At 59.2% G+C, this 20,547-nt stretch carries 16 protein-coding genes and 1 tRNA gene; 7 read left to right on the top strand and 10 right to left on the bottom strand.

Features of this window, described 5'->3' with window-relative positions; translation table 11 throughout:
* Window positions 1-123: 123 nt before the first annotated feature.
* Both rfbA and rfbD read right to left on the bottom strand, forming a co-directional pair.
* On the bottom strand, window positions 124-993 hold the full coding sequence (gene rfbA / locus AC1RR5_RS05470; protein WP_492920078.1) for a glucose-1-phosphate thymidylyltransferase RfbA: 870 nt from the start codon (window positions 991-993) through the stop codon (window positions 124-126).
* Window positions 990-1,895: a dTDP-4-dehydrorhamnose reductase gene (gene rfbD, locus AC1RR5_RS05465; RefSeq protein ID WP_492920077.1), complete on the bottom strand. Its 906-nt coding sequence runs from the start codon at window positions 1,893-1,895 to the stop codon at window positions 990-992. The genes rfbA and rfbD overlap by 4 nt, the downstream gene beginning before the upstream one ends.
* Before the next feature lie 361 nt (window positions 1,896-2,256).
* Here rfbD and AC1RR5_RS05460 point away from each other — a divergent pair, with 361 nt between their 5' ends.
* The 7 genes from AC1RR5_RS05460 (at window position 2,257) to AC1RR5_RS05430 (ending at window position 11,101) form a co-directional block, all read left to right on the top strand.
* Window positions 2,257-3,567, top strand: a complete 1,311-nt coding sequence (locus AC1RR5_RS05460; RefSeq protein WP_492920076.1) for a mannose-1-phosphate guanylyltransferase/mannose-6-phosphate isomerase — start codon at window positions 2,257-2,259, stop codon at window positions 3,565-3,567.
* A 148-nt stretch (window positions 3,568-3,715) separates the two neighbouring features.
* Window positions 3,716-3,789, top strand: a tRNA-Cys gene (locus AC1RR5_RS05455).
* A 319-nt stretch (window positions 3,790-4,108) separates the two neighbouring features.
* On the top strand, window positions 4,109-4,870 hold the full coding sequence (locus tag AC1RR5_RS05450; protein WP_492920075.1) for a methyltransferase domain-containing protein: 762 nt from the start codon (window positions 4,109-4,111) through the stop codon (window positions 4,868-4,870).
* Window positions 4,871-5,205: 335 nt separating this feature from the next.
* Entirely contained in the window at window positions 5,206-6,570 is a 1,365-nt protein-coding gene (locus tag AC1RR5_RS05445) for a DUF1501 domain-containing protein (protein WP_492920074.1), read from the top strand.
* A 181-nt stretch (window positions 6,571-6,751) separates the two neighbouring features.
* The gene (locus AC1RR5_RS05440) at window positions 6,752-8,344 is read left to right on the top strand and encodes a DUF1800 domain-containing protein (RefSeq protein WP_492920073.1); all 1,593 of its coding nucleotides are present in this window, start codon (window positions 6,752-6,754) and stop codon (window positions 8,342-8,344) included.
* 95 nt (window positions 8,345-8,439) lie between these two features.
* Window positions 8,440-9,996 (top strand): hypothetical protein, encoded by a 1,557-nt coding sequence (locus tag AC1RR5_RS05435; protein WP_492920072.1) that lies wholly within the window; start codon window positions 8,440-8,442, stop codon window positions 9,994-9,996.
* 79 nt (window positions 9,997-10,075) lie between these two features.
* A complete protein-coding gene (locus AC1RR5_RS05430; RefSeq protein WP_492920071.1) occupies window positions 10,076-11,101 on the top strand; it encodes an NAD-dependent epimerase/dehydratase family protein in 1,026 nt (341 codons plus the stop codon).
* 66 nt (window positions 11,102-11,167) lie between these two features.
* Here the strand turns inward: AC1RR5_RS05430 and AC1RR5_RS05425 are convergent, their stop codons facing one another.
* The 8 genes from AC1RR5_RS05425 to AC1RR5_RS05390 are packed head-to-tail and all read right to left on the bottom strand — an operon-like array spanning window position 11,168 to window position 20,546.
* On the bottom strand, window positions 11,168-12,250 hold the full coding sequence (locus tag AC1RR5_RS05425; protein ID WP_492920070.1) for a glycosyltransferase: 1,083 nt from the start codon (window positions 12,248-12,250) through the stop codon (window positions 11,168-11,170).
* Window position 12,251: 1 nt separating this feature from the next.
* Window positions 12,252-13,823 carry an oligosaccharide flippase family protein gene (locus tag AC1RR5_RS05420; protein ID WP_492920069.1) on the bottom strand — a complete coding sequence of 524 codons (1,572 nt, stop codon included), beginning with the start codon at window positions 13,821-13,823 and terminating at the stop codon, window positions 12,252-12,254.
* On the bottom strand, window positions 13,784-15,043 hold the full coding sequence (locus AC1RR5_RS05415; protein ID WP_492920068.1) for a hypothetical protein: 1,260 nt from the start codon (window positions 15,041-15,043) through the stop codon (window positions 13,784-13,786). The genes AC1RR5_RS05420 and AC1RR5_RS05415 overlap by 40 nt, the downstream gene beginning before the upstream one ends.
* A gap of 21 nt (window positions 15,044-15,064) precedes the next feature.
* Complete coding sequence (locus AC1RR5_RS05410) at window positions 15,065-16,132, bottom strand: acyltransferase family protein (RefSeq protein WP_492920067.1); 1,068 nt, start codon at window positions 16,130-16,132, stop codon at window positions 15,065-15,067.
* Entirely contained in the window at window positions 16,125-17,303 is a 1,179-nt protein-coding gene (locus AC1RR5_RS05405) for a GumK N-terminal domain-containing glycosyltransferase (RefSeq protein ID WP_492920066.1), read from the bottom strand. The genes AC1RR5_RS05410 and AC1RR5_RS05405 overlap by 8 nt, the downstream gene beginning before the upstream one ends.
* Window positions 17,300-18,400 carry a glycosyltransferase family 4 protein gene (locus tag AC1RR5_RS05400; RefSeq protein WP_492920065.1) on the bottom strand — a complete coding sequence of 367 codons (1,101 nt, stop codon included), beginning with the start codon at window positions 18,398-18,400 and terminating at the stop codon, window positions 17,300-17,302. The genes AC1RR5_RS05405 and AC1RR5_RS05400 overlap by 4 nt, the downstream gene beginning before the upstream one ends.
* A complete protein-coding gene (locus AC1RR5_RS05395; protein WP_492920064.1) occupies window positions 18,397-19,572 on the bottom strand; it encodes a glycosyltransferase in 1,176 nt (391 codons plus the stop codon). Before AC1RR5_RS05395 ends, AC1RR5_RS05400 begins: the two co-directional genes overlap by 4 nt.
* A complete protein-coding gene (locus AC1RR5_RS05390) occupies window positions 19,569-20,546 on the bottom strand; it encodes an NAD-dependent epimerase/dehydratase family protein (protein WP_492920063.1) in 978 nt (325 codons plus the stop codon). The genes AC1RR5_RS05395 and AC1RR5_RS05390 overlap by 4 nt, the downstream gene beginning before the upstream one ends.
* Window position 20,547: the final 1 nt, after the last annotated feature.

Genomic DNA, 20,547 nt, shown 5'->3' with positions numbered 1-20,547 from the left:
CAATATTGCCAGCGCTGGCAGAGGAGCGATTATTGGGCTGCTGAGATCACGCGCGGCCAAAGACGCGAGTGACGCGTGAAGTCAGACGGCTCGCCCTGAGACTCGGAGCGGCCGCCCTCCCCTCTAGCGGCTCAAGACGTTGCTGCGCAGGTACTGCCCGTAGGCGCTCTTCCCCAGGGCGTCCGCCAGCCGCTCGAGTTGCTCGGCGCCGATGAACCCCTTCTGGAAGGCGACCTCCTCCGGGCAGGCGATCTTGAAGCCCTGGCGCTTTTCCAGCACCCGCACGAACTCGGCCGCCTCCAGCAGCGAGTCCGGCGTGCCGGTGTCCAGCCATGCATAGCCCCGCCCCATGATCTCGACCGCCAGGTCGCCCCGCTCCAGATAGGCGCGGTTGACGTCGGTGATCTCCAGTTCGCCGCGCGCGGACGGCTTGAGTTCACGGGCAATGTCGATGACGTCGGCGTCGTAGAAATAGAGACCCGTGACCGCCCAGTTCGACTTCGGCGACTTGGGCTTCTCCTCGATCGACAGCGCTTTCATCTGGCGGTCGAACTCGACCACGCCGTAACGTTCCGGATCGGTGACGTGATAAGCGAAGACGGTCGCTCCCCCCTCGCGCTTCATCGCGTTAGTGAAGAGCTCGGTGATGCCGTGGCCGTAGTAGATGTTGTCGCCCAGGATCAGCGCCGACGGGCTGTTCCCGACGAACTCCGCGCCGATGATGTAAGCCTGCGCCAGGCCGTCCGGGCTGGGCTGCACGGCGTACTGGATCTCCATGCCCCACTGCGAGCCGTCGCCCAGCAGCGCCTGGAAGCTTGGGACATCGCGCGGCGTCGAGATGATCAGCACCTCGCGGATGCCGGCCAGCATCAGGGTCGACAGCGGATAATAGATCATCGGCTTGTCGTAGACCGGCATCAGCTGCTTGGACGTCACCAAGGTCATGGGATGCAGGCGCGTGCCGGAGCCGCCGGCCAGGATGATGCCCTTCATGCGCGGGCTCCTTGAGAGTTCAATTCGGTGACGATGTCGGCGACGGCAGCCTGCCAGGGGCGAGGCTCGACACCGTAGTCGGCGGTAAGCTTGGCGGTCGATAGCCGCGAGTTCTTCGGCCGCCGCGCGGGCGTCGGATACTGCTCCGACGGGATGCCCTCGACGTCGGCCGCGGGACCACCGGCTTCAAGACTGAGGCGGAAAACCTCTCGCGCCAGATCGGCCCAGCTGGCCTCGCCGGCATTGACGAAGTGGTAGACGCCGGTCGGCGCCCCCTCGTCGGCGATCATGCGAAGGACGATGGTCTTCAGCGCCTCGGCGATGTCGGTCGCGGAGGTCGGGCAGCCATGCTGGTCGTCGACCACCCGCAGCGTCGGGCGATCGGCCGCCAGCCGCAGCATGGTCTTCAGGAAGTTGGCGCGATGGGCGCTCAGCACCCACGCCGTCCGCAGCACGACCGAGCGCGGATTGCCCAGCCGCACCGCCATCTCGCCGGCCAGCTTCGAGGCGCCATAGACGCCGATCGGCGCGACCGGGTCGCTCTCGACATAGGCTTCGGCCTTATCGCCATCGAAGACATAGTCGGTCGAGACCTGGATCAGCGGGATGCCCCGCTCGCGTGTGATATCGGCCAACAAGGCCGGACCGCCGGCATTGGCGGCGAACGCTCCAGCGACCTCGGTCTCGGCCTTGTCGACGGCCGTCCAGGCCGCGCTGTTGATGACCGCGGCGAACGCGACCTTGTCGAACAGAGCCTGGATCGACGCCGCGCTGGTCAGGTCCAGCGCGTCACGCGTCGGCGCATGCAGGACGACATCGCCTGGCCAGTTCGTGCGGAGGAGCTCCTGACCGACCTGGCCGGCGCCGCCCGTGATCAAAATATGGATTGGCTGCAAACTCATTCTATCTTCAGGGAGAGGACGCTCAGCGCCCTCGCCGAAAGGACCTTCTACGAAATGAAGGACTTCCGGCAGTCTCCTCTCATCATCCTGTTCTTGGCATGCCCCTGCCAGCAATGGGCATAGCGCAAGACTCCGCGCTTTCCCAGATCACCTCTGCTCACCGCAGGCGCATCGGCGCGCGAACGGTAATGCGCTCAAGCGGCTTACAGATCTCGCGTGCGTGACTTCGGATCGGACACCAGAGATGCACGCCCCTACGCCAAGCAGACGAAAACTCTTCGTTTCGTCACGCTTTGCCTTTAAGCCCCCTCCGCAATAACGCCCTATCAGGGGCAAAGACTAAAACGTGGTGGGGTTTATCTTGGCATCGATCTATCCGGTGATCCTGTGCGGTGGCTCTGGCACGCGACTTTGGCCGGCTTCGCGCAGCGACCAGCCCAAGCAGTTCCTGAAACTGGTCGGCGACCGCTCGTCGTTCCAGGAGACCGTTCTGCGGGTGAAGGACATCCCCGGCGTCGCCGAGATTGTCATCGTCACCGGCGAGGCCATGGTTGGCTTCGTCGTCCAGCAGACGGCCGAGATCGACACGCCGGTGACCATTCTGGTCGAGCCCGAGGCCCGCGACAGCGCCCCGGCCGTCGCCGCGGCGGCGGCCTATGTCGAGCGCCAGGAGCCGGACGGCGTCGTGCTGATGCTGGCCGCCGACCACCACATCTCCCAGCCCGAGATCTTCGGCGAGGCGGCCGTCACCGCAGCCAAGGCCGCCGAGCAGGACCTGATCGTCACCTTCGGCGTGCAGCCCACCGTACCGGCTACCGGCTTCGGCTATATCCGGCCGGGCGACGCCCTGCTGGACGGCTCAGTGCGCGCCGTCGCCGCCTTCGTCGAGAAGCCCGACCAGGCGACCGCCGAGCGCTACCTGCTGGAAGGCTACCTCTGGAACAGCGGCAACTTCGCCTTCAAGGCCTCAACCTTGCTCGGCGAGTTCGAGGCCTTCGAGCCGACCGTCGCCGCCGCCGCCAAGGCCTGCGTCGCCGCGCTCGAACTTGAAGCTGGCGTCGGCCGCCTCGACCGCGAGACCTTCGCCCAGGCCAAGAAGATCTCGCTCGACTACGCGGTGATGGAGCACACCACGAGAGCCGCCGTCGTGCCCGCCGCCTTCGCCTGGTCGGATCTGGGCGCCTGGGACGCCATCTGGGAGGCCTCGATCCGGGACCCTGACGGCAACGCCCAGGATGGCGACGTTGACCTGCACCAGGCCACCGGCGTCCTGGTGCGCACGACCGGCCCCTATGTCGGCGTCATCGGCGTCAGCGATATCGTCGTCGTGGCCGAGCCGGACGCCGTCCTCGTCTGCCACCGCAAGGACAGCCAGGCCGTGAAGACCCTGGTCGATGGCCTGAAGGCCAGGGGCCGTTCGATCGCCTCGCGCAAGAGCGTCCAGCCGAACGGAAGCGAGACCCTGGTCTCCACCGACGGCTTCAACGTCGAACTGCGCCGCGCGCCCGCCGGCGAAACCATCGCCCTGCCGGTCTCGACCGTACAGTTGCTGGAAGGCGTTCTGGAGATGGACGGCGACGTCTATGCCGCCGGCGCGATCATCCCGCTGGACGGTGCGGTCCGCGCCCGCGCGGTCGGCGCGGCGACGCTGCTGATCACGACGTCACGCTGACCCGGACCGCCATGAAGAAGGGGCCGCCAGACGCCGGCCCCTTCGAGCGCGAAACTCGGCAACAGCTTGATTTGCCAGTTGCGAGCCCGCGGACGCTCCTGTATCGAACGCCCTCCCCCGCCGACGTGATTTGCGTCGACGCCCGGATGGCCCGGTGGCGGAGTGGTGACGCAGCGGACTGCAAATCCGTGCACCCCGGTTCGATTCCGGGCCGGGCCTCCAACTAAAATCTTATATTGTAGCGCTTTTGGGGACTATCCTGAGATTAGATAGCGTCACCAAAGATCCCAATCTTTGTTCCTTGCTTCCTAGCTTTCTACCTTCACTCCGTCGTGTTCTGGAAAATCGCGAGCGCTGCGTAAACGTCAATCAGACGGATAGGGCAAACGTTCCGACGCCGGCAAATATATCTGGGCAACTGCCTCATCCAGTACGTGGCTAAGCGGCTCGCGCCAATTCAAGCCTTCTAGCCATCCTCCCACTACCGCCTTGTAGAACGTCGTTATTTAAGCGAGCGTAGAGCGTTAGAGGAGGCGAAACCATGGCGGAAAACCACCAGATTTACGCTAAACACTTCTACGACAGCCAGTCTGGAGGTTCCGCTCGATCCGCTGCGGCGGTCGCGCCGCTGGTTGTCGACATGCTCAAACCTCAGTCGATCCTCGACGTAGGGTGCGGCGCGGGCACTTGGTGCCAAGCGTACGCTCAAGCAGGAGTTCCTCTAGTTCACGGCGTCGATGGTCCTTGGGTAGACCGTGACACCTTCCGTGGCCCATCGTTCAGTCCATTCGACTTTTCGACCGCGTCGATGCCATTCGCGCCAATCCTTCCCACGCCCCGGTTCGACGTTGCCATGACGCTAGAATTCATGGAGCACGTGCATGCAGATCGAGCGCAGGGACTAGTCGACTTTCTGACAAGCGTGAGCGATGTGGTCGTTGCAGGCGCGGCTATACCTGGCCAAGGCGGCAAGGGGCACGTCAACGAACAATGGCTGGAGTATTGGCGCTCCCTGTTTGAGGCAGCCGGATACCGCCCTTATGACGCCCTCCGGCCGCTGATCTGGAACGATAGCCGTGTTCAGCCATGGTATCGGCAGAACACCATTGTCTACTTCAAGGGAGAACCGCCGTCGCATGTGGTTCAAACCGTCGAGGCGGCGGCCAAAGCAAATCTCAGCTGCCCGGTCAGTTTGGTTCATCCCGCGATGTTCGCGCTGAAGGTCAAGGAACCGCTACCGTTCAAGCGACGCGTCTTAAAAGGGCTGAATCGTATTTTTCGGCCGATCCCTGGGGAACTTTGAAGCAGGCCTCATTTCACCGCCCCCTCCCCCTCAAGCCTGGCGAGACTGGCGGCGCATCCAACTATGACCCCAGGAAGTTCATTACCACGAGCTCGGCGGAGACCCGTTAATTGAAAGTAAAATTTGACCATTTCGGAAAAAATTCATTAATTCTCAGCAAATAAATTTTCGATCGTCAAATGACGTATATTCGACTTTTCGCAAAACTCACCTTTAATACATTATTTAGTGCGCCAAGCTGCCGCATTTTATTCAAAAATATTCCGTGAAATAACTTACCGAGGCTCTCGGGTAGTTCGCCAACCGAGCCAGTTACATCTCTTTCGGTAAGCGTAATGACCGTCTCTCGTCGTGAACTCCTGCGCCTGACCGCCGGCGGCTCGGCCGTCGCCGCCTTGGGTCAACTCGGCCTCTCCAGCGCCCTAGCTGCCGACACCTCCGGCTATCGCGCCATGGTCGGGGTCTTCCTGTTCGGCGGCAACGACGCCTGGAACATGGTCGTGCCCAATGACGGCCGCTATGCCGACTACGCCAAGCAGCGCGGCTCGGGCATTGCGCTGAAGCAGGAGACCCTGGTGCCGCTGACCGGCACGGCCTTCGGCCTGCACGGCGCCATGGCGGCCCTGAAGCCCGCCTGGGACGACGGCGCGCTCAGCGCGGTGCTCAACACCGGCACCCTGTTCGCGCCGCTGACCAAGGCGCTCTACACTAGCCGTCCGGACCTGCGCCCGGTGAACCTGATGTCCCACGAGGACCAGCAGAACCAGTGGCAGGGCATGCGCACCCGCGCGATCAACAACAACGGCTTCATGGGCCGGATCAACGACCGGGCGCAGGCCGCCAGCCTGCCGCCGCTGATCTCGGTCGCGGGTTCCAACCTCTGCCTGATCGGCGACCGCACCGCGCCGCTGATCCTGCCGTCGTCCGGCTCGATCGTCCGCAACGGCTATAACGCCGCCAGCACCGACGCGGCCGTGAAGGCGCGCCAGGCGGCGCTGGACGTGTTCGCCGACGCTTCGTCGTACGGCGCGATCACCGACCTGACCGGCAAGGGCATGAGCTCGGCCTACGCCCAGGCTGTGGCCGCCAACACCGTCATCAGCTCGACGACCTCGACCGTGGACAAGTATTTCGTCCACCCCACCACCGGCGCGGCCCTGACCTCGGACATCTCCCGTCAGCTGCTGCGCGCGGCGCGGATGATCGAGGCGCGCGGCACGCTGGGTCACGCCAAACAGACCTTCTTCGTCAGCCAGGGCGGTTACGACACCCATACCAACGAGCTGGCCAGCCACAACAATCTCTACGGCGACCTCGCCAACGCCCTGGCAGGTTTCTACAACGCCATGAAGGCGCTCAGCCTGCAGGACAACGTCACCGCCTTCACGATGTCGGACTTCGGCCGCGTGTTCAAAGGCAACGCCAGCGGCGGCACCGACCACGCCTGGGGCTCCAACCACCTGGTCATCGGCGGCGCGCTGGCAAACGGCAAGGTCCATGGGCGTTATCCGGACATGACCTTCGGCGGCCCGGAAGACACCTCCAACGACGGTCGCTGGATCCCCTCCATCGCTACCGAGGAATATGTCGGCGCCATCGCCCAGTGGTACGGCGTCAGCACCGCCGACATGCCCTACATCTTCCCCAACTGGGCCAACTGGAACGGCGGCGGCCGCGGACCCGTGCCGCTGTTCGGATAAGGCTCGCTTCCAAGCCTGCCCCATTTCTCAAGCACACTTCATAGCGCCTGCGCGACAGGCGCTTCAGGAAACTAGCATGTTTTGGCGCCACATCTCCCTGGCAGGTCTAGCGACCCTAGCTCTCTGCATCTCTGGCTGTAGCGATGACGCTCGCACCGTTGCGCAAGCCCCTGCCTCTCAGATGCAGAGCGCGAATGCGATTGCACTCGCTCCCTCCAGCTCACTCACAACCGACGAAGCCGCACGCTTGGCAAAACAGGCAACCTTTGGCCCTACGCCAGAATTGATCAACGACATCATCAGAAAAAAAAGCGTCGACGCCTGGCTCGATGAGCAATTCACAATCTATTCAAGCACCTACGCCGATATCACCCTTCGCGGAATTGGTCTGTGCGCAAGCTTGTCAGGCACCGACATGACCAACTGCAATCGAGACTACTATTCAGCCACCCCGGTTCAGATGCGCTTCTATGCAAATGCCCTTGTCGGTCGAGATCAACTCCGCCAAAGGGTGGCCTTCGCGCTTTCTCAAATTGTGGTGGCCTCTGAGAGTGAGGTTCATAATACGATAGGCCTCGCCAGCTACAATCAAATCCTTCTAACGAATGCTTTCGGGAATTATAGAGACACCCTCAAGCAGATCACTATGAACGGATACATGGGCGACTATCTGGATATGGCAGATAGCAACAAGGATCGACCCAACGAAAATTATCCGCGCGAGTTCCTGCAGCTATTCTCCTTGGGGACCGTCCTCCTCAATTCCGACGGAAGCGCGCAGACCGACGCTTCCGGAGCGACGATCGCGACTTACACGAACTCGGACGTGAAAGAGATCGCGCGCGCCTTAACTGGATGGACGTATGCGCGCGCCAACGGAGCATCTCTAACCGACTATACTAATCGCGACCTCAGCCAGCCCATGGTGAAATTCACATCGAGATTCGACAACGGAGCCAAAACATTCCTCGGGAAAGCCGTTCCGGCAAACGCGTCCCAAGAAGCCAACGTCGACGCCGTCGTAGACGCCGTGTTTAACCACCCCAATATCGCCCCTTACATCTGTAAACGACTGATCCAACAACTGACGGTAGCCAATCCGACACCAGCCTATGTCGAACGGGTCGCAGCCACATTCACCGACAATGGCTCAGGGATCAGAGGTGATATGAAAGCCGTCGTTCGAGCGATCTATCTCGATAGCGAGGCGCGGGTCGTTTCACAACTTCCCGGCAAGGTGAAGGAGCCGGTCCTCCTCGCCACCTCGCTTGCAAGAGCTATTGGCTACAAGACCGATGGTTACGCATTTACGGTTCGCGACACCGCTATGGGACAGACGCCGTTCCGCGCTCCCTCGGTCTTCAACTACTATCCCTACGATTTTCCGTTGCCCCTGGGCTCCGGCGCCATAAGCCCGGTCAGCAAGCTTATGAGCACCACGAACATCGTCGCGCGTCACAACTTCCTATACGATTGGACCATCAACGGCGACGCCGCGCGAAGCGAGTTTCAGCCGCAGACCGCCATCTCCAAGGCCACTGGCACTCAGCCCGATTGGTCGACATGGGAGAGTAACGGCGGCGATGATGGCAAGACTATCGATCGCATCAATTTGATCATGCTCAACGGCACGATGACACCCTCGCAGCGCCAGGCCCTCGTAACCGCGATGGCCGCCATTAAGAACGCGGACTTGGCGACCCAAGCGCGTAAACGCGCGCAGACGGCACTCTATATCGTCGCAACCTCGCCCCTATTCCAAGTAGACCGGTAACTAAGTCTCCACACGGCCTCATGGACGCGCAGCGCGGATTTGACCGTTGGCGCGCCATGCCCTCCATTCTCAATGGGGGACAAAGGAGTGTTGTCGTGGCCGACCTTGACCTTACTCGCCGCTTCCTGCTTGGCGCGGCTGCATCGGCAACGACGCGGACCACCTCGAGCCAAAGGCGATTTGACGAGTTGCGTCTTTCAGCCCTGGGAGGCATCGCCGACGGCAGTATCGATGGTCGCGGCACTGATAATGGCCCTGCCCTTAGATCTTTATTTCAGGCCGCTTCAACCGGTGCGCTCACTCGAATTATCATCGAGCCTGGAGTCTATTGCTTCGACGGCGTCATTCCGTGCTCGAGCTCGGCTATCAGGGAGCTCGAGATTGAGGCATGGGGCGCGTCCCTTATTGCGCGCAAGCCTAATGCGCAGTTCGGCGATCGCTTCATCAAAATAGGCAACAGCGCCTGCGATGGAGAGAGGCTGACGATCAGGGGCCTCCAAATCGCGATGTCGCGCCCCAGCACCCGGACGCCGAATGTCGATATGTTACTGATAGAGGGTTTTCGGTCCACATACCTCGACACCGTAAACATACCCTGCGCTGACAACATGGGCGTCAGCTTCGACCGCTCCCCCCCGAAGCTTTGGCTTCCTCACGAGATCATCATGAGGAGAGTGAAGATTGGAGGGCGCGTCTTCGAGAAGGCGCATTCACACGGATCGATAGGCGACTCCGGCATATGGATTCCCCGGGGCGCCAAGTGGATCGACATTGAGGCCCACATTGAAAACACGGGCGATGACGCCTGCTATCTTGGGCCTATCCCTGAAGACAACGGCATTGCTGTCTCACGCAGCGCATTTCGCCTCGACTTAGAAATACGAAACACGGTGACGGGCTTCCACGTCGAAATGCCCAACGGAACGATAACCGGACGCGTGAACAACACGCTAAATGCAGCCGTAGCATGCACACCCGCATCCAACGGCGGTCGCTCCGCGCGCATTGACAATATCAATATAGAGATAGACATAGAAAATGCCGGCCAAATGAAGGTTGGTGACATTGGCGAAAAGACGATCCCACAGGTCAACAGTTGTGGGATATGGCTCTATGGCGCCGGATGCGGCATCAACATCTCAAATACCATGATAAAAAACACCCGCGGCCCCGCCGTGCTGCTTCAGGCAAGAGAGGGTGAGGTCCTGGAGCATGTTCAGGCCTCTCTCGTCGTAGATAGAGCGATGACCTCATCGATGTCACGCTCAATCGGCGGAGACGGCGCAGTCGTGAAACGATCCGCTACCGGCTTTGGTGCAGTTCGCCACGTTCGCCTCGCCCTAGCGGTTAGCAATATCTCCTGTCCTCTTATTTCCTGGCTACAGACTGGCTCCGAAGACGACCGCGATATTCACGTGTCAGCTACCCTCAAACACTGTTATTTTGACACAATCACCTATACCGGAAAAGGATTTGCCAACTTCTCCGCCACCGGCGCCGGAAACATTAACGGCGTGACACTGAACTTGGCTGGCGACACCCCATCCCCGACACTTCGGCTTACGGGCAGAGCTCGGGGCGGGGATTTCACCTTGAGGCGAAAATACGCACCAGATCACTCACCCCTAAAATCTTTGAAGAAGAGAAAATAGCCCAACAACCAAAATCTTGGCGCCGATTACCTTTTCATGCTCGCTATAGCTACTCACATCGACTATGTGAGCACCAGATATGCTTCAAACGAAGGGGCTAGCGCGAAACAATATGGAAGCTTTTCAGAAATCAGAAAATACGATTTCCAAAGGTGAGAATATACTTATCACCGGAGCGTCCGGGTTTATTGGCACGCATTTGGCGAGACAATTGAGTCAGACAGAAGCCAATCTGTTTTGCCTCGACATACGATCGCCTCGCGAAACGCTACCAGGCGCTAGATACATCTCAGCAGACGTTCGATCGCTTTCCTCGCTGGACCTTCCAGCCTTCGATCGCATTTATAACCTGGCGGCCATTCACACGACTCCCGGCCACCCGGATCATGAATACTACGACACGAATGTAGATGGAGCCTTGGAAGTCACTCGGAAGGCAGAGCTGGACCAAACTCGCCACATCACCTTTACGAGCTCGATCTCCATTTACGGCCCCTCCGAAGAGAAGAAAGTGGAGACCCCCCCCCCGGCCCCTGTCTCCGCCTACGGTAAGTCAAAGCTCATGGCCGAGAAAATCCACAAAAACTGGCTCGGCGCTCACCCAAATCGCAAGCTCACCATTGTCAGGCCAGCCGTAGTGTTTGGCGCGGGGGAAGGCGGAAACTTCGCGCGCATGGCCGCTCTATTGAAAAAGGGCTTTTTCGTCTTCCCGGGCCGACGAGACACGATCAAGTCGTGCATCTATGTGGAAGACTTAATTGAACTATTTTTATCAGCCGGAAAATCTATCAACAATATTGAAGTTCTTAATGGAAGCTACCCGGAGTGCCCGACACTAGAAATGATTGTTACATCACTGCGTGACAATTATTTCCCTGATGCAAAGCTGGTCGACGTTCCTCGCGACGTCGTTATGCTCGGCGCAAAAGCTTTCGCAGGCCTCAACGGCGTAGGCCTTGGCGTCCACCCCGACCGCGTCACAAAACTCATCCGCTCGACGTATGTCTATCCGGAGTGGGCGATAGACAACGGCTTTTTCGAGCAACGCACGTTCGTTGACGGCCTAGCCGCATGGTCAAAAGCCACAAAAGGAACTTTCGTCTAGGCAATCTTCAGATCGATGCGTTGGCTTCAGCATCAAGCGCTGAAGCCAACGCACGAAGCAAAGACATCAGCGTACCAAAGATAATATTGTTCGAGCTCGCTCGGTGTAGGAATACTTCGATCGAACAAGGTTATACGCGTTATTGGAGAGAGCCTCCGAAAGCCCCCTATCCCCCCTTAGCCTCAACACTGCTCTTGACCAAGCCTCGCGATTATTCGGCTCAACAAGGAGCGCATCGATTTCATCCGTCAAAACCTCCTCGATGACGGGAAGCTTCGATGAAATAATTGGTTTTGCATGCGCCATATACTCAAAGAGCTTCAAAGGGGAGAACCACCTAGATAGCACCACCCCCGATGCGGACGCGTCATTCTGATAGGGCGCTAGCACGGCGTTGAATGAATCGAGCAACCGCATGGCTTCAACGTGTGGCCGCGGTCCATGAACAATGAGGTTATCTAGCCCTGATCGCAGCTCAGGATCCTCAACCTTTCCAACGACGTGGAATTCGATGTCAGGGTGCCGCTCCGCTAGATCTCGAATAGTCGCGGCACCCTTGCCTGGGTATAGGTGGCCAACATAGCCGACCCGATAGATATCACCCGACGGACGCTTCTCCCCATGTGAGCGCTCCGGCACATCGGCCGCGCACGGGATGATGGCGCGCCGCCCCTCATCGATTGCACCGAACTGCTCCTGGAAGTCATCCTCGACGCCGCGCGTAATTGAGACGAAACGCAACATAGAGCGAGACTTTACAAAACGCCGCGACATGAACCTCTGAACAGGTTTATGCGGCACCGCATGAAGCTCATATATAAACGGTTTCCCAAGTAGTCCGGCTAATGCTGCCACGCCTACTTCACGTGTGTAGACCACAGTTCCCGGACGCGTGAGCATCAGATAGGCCGAGAGCATGCGAAAAACTGTCGATCCAACGATCGGGATCTTTAAAATAGGCAAGAATTTGACATCAAACCGCTCAGAGACATCATATATATTATAGATGTCCGAGACATTGCCTCCCTTGGGGCAAAATAGCGTCACGTCGGCGCCCACCCGCGTCAACGCGGCACAAGTCTTCACGACTTGAACCGCATTTGCGAAATTGGATGGTATCGGCGCAATATGAAAATAGTCGATCTTCATACTACGCTTCCTTTTCTCGTCCTTGATGTCTTGAAAACACACGATTTAGCCGCTTCGTGACTAAGGTCAAAGCAGAGCGTCGACTGGCGACCACGTCTTCTCCGACAAGAACCGTAGGCGCGATCGCCAATAACGCTGCGAAGGTAGCCCAATACACAAAAACTTGGATTATGTCGTAAGGCGACGGCAATCCAATGCCATGCACCAAGTCACCACTTAGGATTGCAGCGATAGTAGCAGAACCCGCAATAAGGGCGGCGCGAAGATGAGCAACCGCAATGGCCTTCGGCGAGCAATTGAAGCGGACTATGACACGCCGCAAGGACAGCGCGTAAAATGCAATCAGCGCGAGCGTCACGCCAATCACCGTGCCCTGCAATCCGAAAAAGGCCGCAGCTGCGCCCCCTGACACTACCATCAACGCATAGGCAACCTGCCGGCGAGTGGCGCTCCAGATCTCGCCTACAGAAAAGGACGCTATCTCCAAGGCCACATATCCCAGTCGCGCAAAAAGCGCGAAGAAGAAGATTTGCGCCAATGGTATCGCGGCGCCCCACTGCTCCCCAAGAACCACTCTCACTATGAGAGGCGTAGCAAAGATAAACCCCACGCCCACCGGCAGATAGACGATTGTCTGCACTTCGATCACGCGCTGAAGAGCCCGACGCAATCGCGATTCATCATCCTGCATATGCGAAAACACAGCCAGGAAAGTTCGGTTTATTGTGAATCCAAGGAGCTTCACCGGCACCATCATCAAGCTATACGCTCGAGAATAGAGGCCAAGGCTCGCAGCCCCCAACATCGAACCGATGATTAGGCGATCAGCATTCGTCGCTGCGAAATTGGTTATACGGTGCACAACAGACGCGCTCCCAATCTGGAGCAGACTCTCCACACTTCTTAGCGATTTCGGCGGAGCATAGTCCGCCTTGGCGCGGACTGCGGTCATTGCGAACTCCAATACGGACGCCGCACCATATCCCCACACGAGCGACCAAACCCCGAACCCCGTAGCCGCCATCACAGCAGTCACGGCACAACTGCCCACGATCTGCGGAAGGTTCTGGCTCATTTGGTAGAAGCGCATGTCGAGCCGTCGCTGGAGCAGCGCCCCAAAATATCCCGTCATCACCTTGAAAGGTACGAAAACAGCCAAAGCGTACAGGACCAAACTAAGCCCCGGGGCCTTCAGTATTCCCTCGAGTAGTCTGGCAAAAACAATCATCAGCAGACTGAGTGCAAGCGATACCGCCAAGAAAGCATAGAGCCCAGCGCGCTGCTGATCGATCGAAAGGTCTTTCTTCTGGACAAGGGCGATGCCGAAAGTGGACGTCGCTATCGCCCAGCTAAGGTCAGTAAACACACCAGCAGCCGCGAAGACCCCGAACTCCGCGGCGCTCAACGCCCGGCTCGTGATCATGAGGGTCAGGAAGTTGGCAAGGATCAGCGCGACCTTTCCCCCAATCCCCCAAACCATCCCGTCAATTGCGGCTTTCTTTAACACCTTGAGCACCAGACAAAAAACATTGGCTAATACCTGACACGGCCATATCGAGATAGAAAGGTACAAAGAATAATATTATAGAATATCTCGTGATTTGTCAGATAAGACGCATGAACAGACAAAACCAGACAGGCAAATATAATTCCATAGACACTACTATTCTCTTCACCCATTAGGGCCTTCTTATATTCGCGCCCACAGACAATACCCATCAAGGAAATAACAATAATTCCCAAGAAACTGAAATCTATATAGGGCGCGGTCAACAGAGGATACTCGCCGCCATGCCGAAACTGCAGCAGGAATGTCCGCGATTCCATCGTGGCATCCAATATTGCCTTGTCCGTAAAGGTAAAGAAAAACAAGAATCTCAGAGAATTCCAACCGTAGGCATAGTGCCCATCCAGCTTTCCGATTGGATTCAGAGCATTGGAGATATCATTATAGAAATAGAACAATAACCCTTGGGTCGCCTGCTCAACAGGAGAGACCTCGACGACACCGTGAAGGGCAAAATAATCAGTGATGCCCCAGACCAGCGCGAGCAGCGCAATAGGAATGGGCAGAAATCCAATTCCTATAAAACGACGATTTGGAATACAGGCCGCGATATAGCTAGCGATCACAGCGGTGAAGAAGTTCACACGCCCAGACATAATGATCGGAATGATCCCAAGATAAGCGATACACACGCCCAGCACGACAATGAAGGGCAGCAAATCCCTACTCGGTGCGCCCGCCGGCCGCGGGCGACCAATCACGAAACTGCAGAAGACCGCCAACCCGATGAAACCGGTTGCAATCAGCCGCCCCCCCGGAAAGGCAGCACTTAGAAGAACGGACCGGGCTACGGCATTCTCGCTGGCTGCCAGCGCAGCCATGCGCGCCACCCCCCCTAGCTGAATGATGGCAACGCCAATCCAAAGAAAAGAAACCAGTAGCGTAAAGCCGAACACGACCAAAACACCGCGCGCCGCCTTCTGATAATTGAAGGTTGTTTTCGACGGCTTGATGTTGAGCTTCATTCCAAATGCGGCAGAAGCGCTGAATACCGTAAGGGCCAATAGCAGCCATATGAAGGAGAGAGCGGTTGCATCGTCCTCGATACGCTCCGCCTGAGACATATATCTCAGATACAGAAGATCTCCCTTTACCGCATCAGCGACAAAGAACACGAGGATAGACACAAACCATATGATCGCCATCACCACTGGAGGCGAAATGATAAAGGCGAACCAATCAGACTTTACGGGAGATTTTCGAGTGGAGACGAGTCCGCTTTTCACAGATCACCTTCTTACAGAACTCTAGCGGACGTTCGCTGGTATAGATTTTCTGGGCCTCAACGCCTTTAGCAGAGGCTGTTCCACGAGCTTGAACACAATGTGCCCAGCCACGACGGCCCCCAGAACCGCCAATATCAGATACATCGCACCATCCAGGAGCCCCGGCAAATTAAGCTTATGGATCAGAATCTGGATCGGCCTCTGCACAAAACGGTGACTCAAATAGAGAGAGTAGGAACTGTCGCCCAGCGCCGTGCCCCAAGCAGGCAAGGCTTCCTCCGACTTCTCAGGCAGCAAGAGCACTGCTGCGCCAACGATCAGTCCCGCCGGCAGCCCGGCAACGAGAATCCGGGGCCACTTCGGCAGTAGCTCCGGCAAATTCAGGACATAGATCAGCGCGAGGCCGATCGCCAAGACCGCGATCGCGAGACCGGTCGACCGCGCGAAGCGCTTCCCATAGGCCTCATAGAGAACGGCGATCAAGACACCCAACCCGAACTCCAGGATGATATTGTCAGTCCACGCGCGTAGCGCGGCAGGCGCGGAGCTGGGAAGGAAGAGACCGACGGTCACCAGCAGCGCCAGCGCGCCAAGCATGGCAATTGCAGCCTTCCGCCCAGGCAGCCAAACAACCATTGAGAACAGAGCGTAGAAGAATATTTCATAGTTGAGCGTCCAACCAAGTGAAAGGATTGGAGCAATACGTCCATCGTATCTGGCATACGGAAAGAACGTATAGGAACTAATGATTTGAGCGATATCTAGGCGCGCTTCCTTTACTCCCGAAGGTAGAAATATAACCACCAACACCATGAGCGTTGTGAATATATAATAGAGCGGCACAACTCGAGAAAATCTGTTGTACGCAAACCTACCTACACCACCAGGCTTTGCGAATAGTTTCGAGCTCGAATAGTAGATAATAAAACCGCTAATCACGAAAAATATATCGACACCCTTTCCGAAAGGAACGGTCTCGATCAAAGGTTTAAAGTTGAAAAAATACTTAGCCTCCTCGGAGGCGTGAGCGATCGTGACAAGCAATGCCGCAAGCGCTCGCAGGAATTGTACAGACTTCAACTTATGCATGATCCCGCCCTCTATCCGCCCCTACTTCGGTACGGCCTTCACACACGCTTAGAACGCCCTGACAGAGCGAGGACCATGGTTGAACCTTGGATACCAAGGAATCACGCGGCATACGAATCGCCGTCTGCAACGCCCTATCTATGGATTCGTCATCTCCCGGCTCATAGCCCACCAGGAACGGAGCGTCAGGGTGCGCCATCCGCATTGGACCTACGCTCGGCAGCCGGAGATAAGCGTACTGCAAGAGCCGGTTTGAGTGGTGTACTTGGTACTCGACCCCCGGGATGTCCTTGTAGGGGGCTAGGCCGATGTCGGCGTGCTGCACGAAGGGCACTACCTCGGCGAACGGCCGTTCACCATGACTGACGATGTTTGACGCGCGCAGAGGTGCGCGTAGTCGGCCGAGAATGTGGAAACGCCAAGTCGGTCGCAACCGCGCCATCGTCAGGACAGCGTCAGCGTCGAAGTGCGACGCACCGGCGCACACGGCCTCTACCTCCCAGCGGGGAGCCAAGGGCGGCGCCTCGAACGGCGAAGAATGAGGCTGATCAAACAGGGGTGTCTCCAGCCCCATCGGGTCGAGCCCGATCTTGCCGACGTCCTCAAACCGCTTAGCCAAAACGGGGCTCGCCAAGCTAATGCGGTCGAACAGCGGCGCGTAGTCAATTTCGGCGCGGCGAACCTGAACAGGTGTCCGCATTACGCGCACGTCGTCATTAACGCGATAGACTAGCTTGCCCCCGGAATGGAGGCGCACGAGCGGCGCCAGTAGGATCGGCAGGCCGCTTTCCAGAACGACCAGATCGGCGTTGCGCGTCAGGCGACGCACAGCGGCAGTCCAGAACTTCGGGAAGATTGTGAAGATCGGCGCCGCTAAGGCGTTCAGCCATCCCTTGCGCAGGTCGATCGGATGAAACGGCGTGATCTGGAAATAGGCGTCCAGATCGTCCGCCAATTGGGTCAGTCCCTGCGGCGGCAGCGATGCACCCGTTAGGCGAACGTCACCGGTCAGTTTCGACAGGCCACTGATGCCGAACGTCACGAACCGCACATGCCAGCCTGACTTTCGCAATTCGTCGGCTAGCCAGTGCATGCTGCCGCGGCGCATCTGTTGGTAGAAGTGGCCCGTGAACAGGACGGCGACAGGCTTCTTGGATACGGAGCGGCTCAATGCCTCCCCCCCCTCGCCAGCCGCAAGAGCAACGTCTCGACCTGGGCCGCCGCGCCATCCCAGCTGAACTTGGACGCGCGCGCTCGTCCCCGCCGACGCAGGTCATCAGCCAGACCTGGCTCGTTCAGAACCCGCGCCATCGCCCGGGTGAAGGCGTCGACGTCGGTCGGCGAAGCCATCAGAGCCGCGTCACCACAGGTTTCCGGCACGGCCGCCGCGTCGGAGGCAATCACTGGACAACCAAGCGCCATGGCCTCGAGCACAGGAATGCCAAACCCCTCGTACAGCGATGGGAAGCATAGGAAAGCCGCCGACTCGTAGAGCGACCGCAATTGGCCATCATCCACAAAGCCCAGGCGCACAACGTTGGGATGGTCTGCCAGCGCCACGGTTCCGAAGACTTCGGCATCGCCGGCGCCGACAATAACCAGTTTCAGGTCCGGTCGCTCCAGCGCCTGGAAGGCCCGGATCGCGGTGACGACATTCTTGTTAGGCGTCTGATTGCCCACGCAGAGCGCGTAACGCCCCGACGTCAGGTTGTTCTTGGGCAGAACGTCCGGCTTAGCTTGGGTCAGTTGGATATGCTCGGCGGCGTTTGGCGCGATGACGAAGCGCTCGCGCGGCACACCCAACAGTTCGGAGAGCTCGCCTGCCGAGAAGTTCGAAACTGTGATCAGCCCCGCTGCACGACGCGCCAGAGCCGGGCGCAGACGCGTGTGCAGGGCGCGATAGCTTTTGCTGAATAACTCCGGCATGCGCAGCACCGCTGCATCATGGAAAGTAGAAATCTGGCGAGGATGCAGCAGCGGGCCGCTGCTAAGCAGGTTCAGGAGCACGCCGTCGCGCGCCGCCAGTAAAAGCTCTCCCTGTTCCCATACATGCCCCGACATTAAGCCGACACGGCGGACGTTGATGTGGCGCAGTCCGAGGTCACGCACGTCGCCCTTTGGGAGCAGTACAGTGACCGAGCCCAAACTGATGGCGACCTCGGTATGCGAGGCGAGACGCACATCCAGAGCCTGGACGATGCCCTCTGCCCAACGCTGCATCCCCGACCGCCGCTGAGTCAGGAAACGGCCGTTGATGTAGATGGTCAAACCGCAACCTCGACGGCACGGGTGCGACGCTTACGCGCCAGAGCCGCCCGATAGGCCGTCTCGATGTCGCGTCCCATGCGATCCTGCGCCCAAGGCGTCACGTCAGTCTCGCGTGCGCCCTTGGACAGGGCTTCAAGTTCGGCTGGTGCATCGCACAGACGCACGACCGCTGACGCTGTGTCGGCTAGGTCGTCCGCGTCGGTCACAAGGCCGTTCACGCCGGCCTTGACGATCTCCTCGATACCCGGGAGGTCGCTGACCACAGCAGGCTTGCCGCCAGCCAGATATTGCACCACCACGCGCGGCAGACCCTCCCGTTCGGAGGTCAGCACACAGACGTCGGAAAGAGCGATCAACTCCTCGGGCTTCGGATCATGCCCAAGCAGACGGACCTGGTCGCCAACGCCCAGACGCTCAGCCAGGGCGCGCGCCGGTTCCAGCTGAACGCCCTGGCCGGCGAAAAGCAGACAGATATCGTCGCGGCCACGCAGGTGCGGCGCCATTGCCTCTATGAAAGCTTCCTGGCGTTTGCGTGGCTCGAAGGCGGCCAGCGTCAGGACTATCTTAGGCCGCGCGTTGCCGGCCCAGCCGCCGATGCGGCCGCGCCAGTCCGCGACAGGCTTGGCCGAAGTGAAGCGCTCCAGCGGCATGCCCGAGCGGATCACGACGTGACGGTCGGGATCGCTGACGCCATGGTCCAGGCAGGCCTTACGCATACCTTCGCTTACGCTAATCATCACATCCGTGACCGTCGCGCAGGCGCGTTCGGCCAACACGTAGAAGAGCTTGGTAGCACCGCCGACGTTCAAGAATGGGGCGATGTGCACGGTGTGAACTACCGCCACGCCGGGCAGGCCTACGGCCGCCAGTCGTCCCAGGATGCCCGCCTTGCTCTGGTGGGTATGGACAACGTCGAAACCGTGCTCCCTGTAAAGCTTGCGCAGGCCGGCTACGGCGGCCATGTCACTCCTGGGCCTGATCGCGTGCACCATCTCGTCCAGCCGGATTAGTTTCAGGCTGGCCGGTAGAGTGTCGTAGTGCGACGGTTCGAACTCGTCGCCGTGGATGATGGAGACCTCGAAGCCCCGCTCCAACTGGTGGAGGCAGCTAGCGATCGTGTTCTCCTCCGACCCGGCCTTCAGCAGGCGCGTGATGACGTGCGCGATTTTCATGCCGCCCCCCTATAGCTGCGACGCCATTCGACGAAGCGGCGGAGGCCTTCGGCCAGCTTGATCTTGGGCTTGTAGCCGCACAGCGCCTGGAGCTTGTCGATGTTGGCGAAGGTGGCGGTGACGTCACCGGGCTGCATGGGACGGTAGATCTTCTCGGCCTCGATGCCGAGCGCGGCTTCGAGCGTGGTGATCATGTCCATCAGGCCGACGGGGTCATTGTCGCCGATGTTATAGACTTCGTGCCCGCCCTTGGCGGGCGGGTTGTCCAAAACGCCCAGAATGCCGTCGACGATGTCGTCGATATAGGTGAAGTCACGGGCCATCTTGCCCTCGCCGTACACCTCGATCGATTGGCCCTTCAGCATCTTCTCGGTGAAGCCGAAGTAGGCCATGTCCGGCCGCCCCCAAGGACCATAGACGGTGAAGAACCGCAGGCCCGACTGCGGGAAGCGATAGAGCTTGGCATAGCTCTGGCTCAGCATCTCGCACGAGCGCTTGGTGGCGGCGTAGAGCGACACCGGGCTTTCGGCCGGATCGCTCTCCTTGAAGCCGTCGCCGTTCAGCGGGCGATCGCCGTAGACGCTCGATGACGAGGCGTAGACCAGGTGCTCGACTTCGGCATGGCGACAGGCTTCCAGCACCGACAAATGGCCGGCCAGGTTGCTGCGCTCATAGGCGAACGGGTTCTCGATCGAATAGCGGACGCCAGCCTGGGCGGCCAGATGGATCACCTGCTTCGCGCCCGAAGTCTTCACCAGTTCGGCGAAGGTTTCATGCTCAGCGATGTCCATGCGGACCATCTTGAAGCCGTCACGACCTTCCAGTCGTGCGGCCCGCGCGTCCTTCAAAGCCGGGTCGTAGTAGGCGTTGAAGACGTCTACTCCGATCACCGCCACGCCGCGATCGAGCAGGCGCTCGGCCACGTGGTAGCCCACGAAGCCGGCCGCGCCGGTGACGATGATCGGGATCGTCATG

This window comes from Caulobacter sp. GW821-FHT11E11 (assembly GCF_058808315.1).
The sequence above is the reverse complement of the archived record's forward strand: the minus strand, read 5'-3'. Positions and strand labels throughout refer to the sequence as shown.

Coding starts and splice junctions, on each gene's coding strand:
- AC1RR5_RS05410 (WP_492920067.1), bottom strand. CDS start 16,132: ATGCATAAGTTGAAGTCTGTACAATTCCTGCGAGCGCTTGCGGCATTG.
- AC1RR5_RS05390 (WP_492920063.1), bottom strand. CDS start 20,546: ATGACGATCCCGATCATCGTCACCGGCGCGGCCGGCTTCGTGGGCTAC.
- AC1RR5_RS05450 (WP_492920075.1), top strand. CDS start 4,109: ATGGCGGAAAACCACCAGATTTACGCTAAACACTTCTACGACAGCCAG.
- AC1RR5_RS05395 (WP_492920064.1), bottom strand. CDS start 19,572: ATGAAAATCGCGCACGTCATCACGCGCCTGCTGAAGGCCGGGTCGGAG.
- AC1RR5_RS05425 (WP_492920070.1), bottom strand. CDS start 12,250: ATGAAGATCGACTATTTTCATATTGCGCCGATACCATCCAATTTCGCA.
- AC1RR5_RS05440 (WP_492920073.1), top strand. CDS start 6,752: ATGCAGAGCGCGAATGCGATTGCACTCGCTCCCTCCAGCTCACTCACA.
- AC1RR5_RS05430 (WP_492920071.1), top strand. CDS start 10,076: ATGCTTCAAACGAAGGGGCTAGCGCGAAACAATATGGAAGCTTTTCAG.
- rfbA (WP_492920078.1), bottom strand. CDS start 993: ATGAAGGGCATCATCCTGGCCGGCGGCTCCGGCACGCGCCTGCATCCC.
- AC1RR5_RS05445 (WP_492920074.1), top strand. CDS start 5,206: ATGACCGTCTCTCGTCGTGAACTCCTGCGCCTGACCGCCGGCGGCTCG.
- rfbD (WP_492920077.1), bottom strand. CDS start 1,895: ATGAGTTTGCAGCCAATCCATATTTTGATCACGGGCGGCGCCGGCCAG.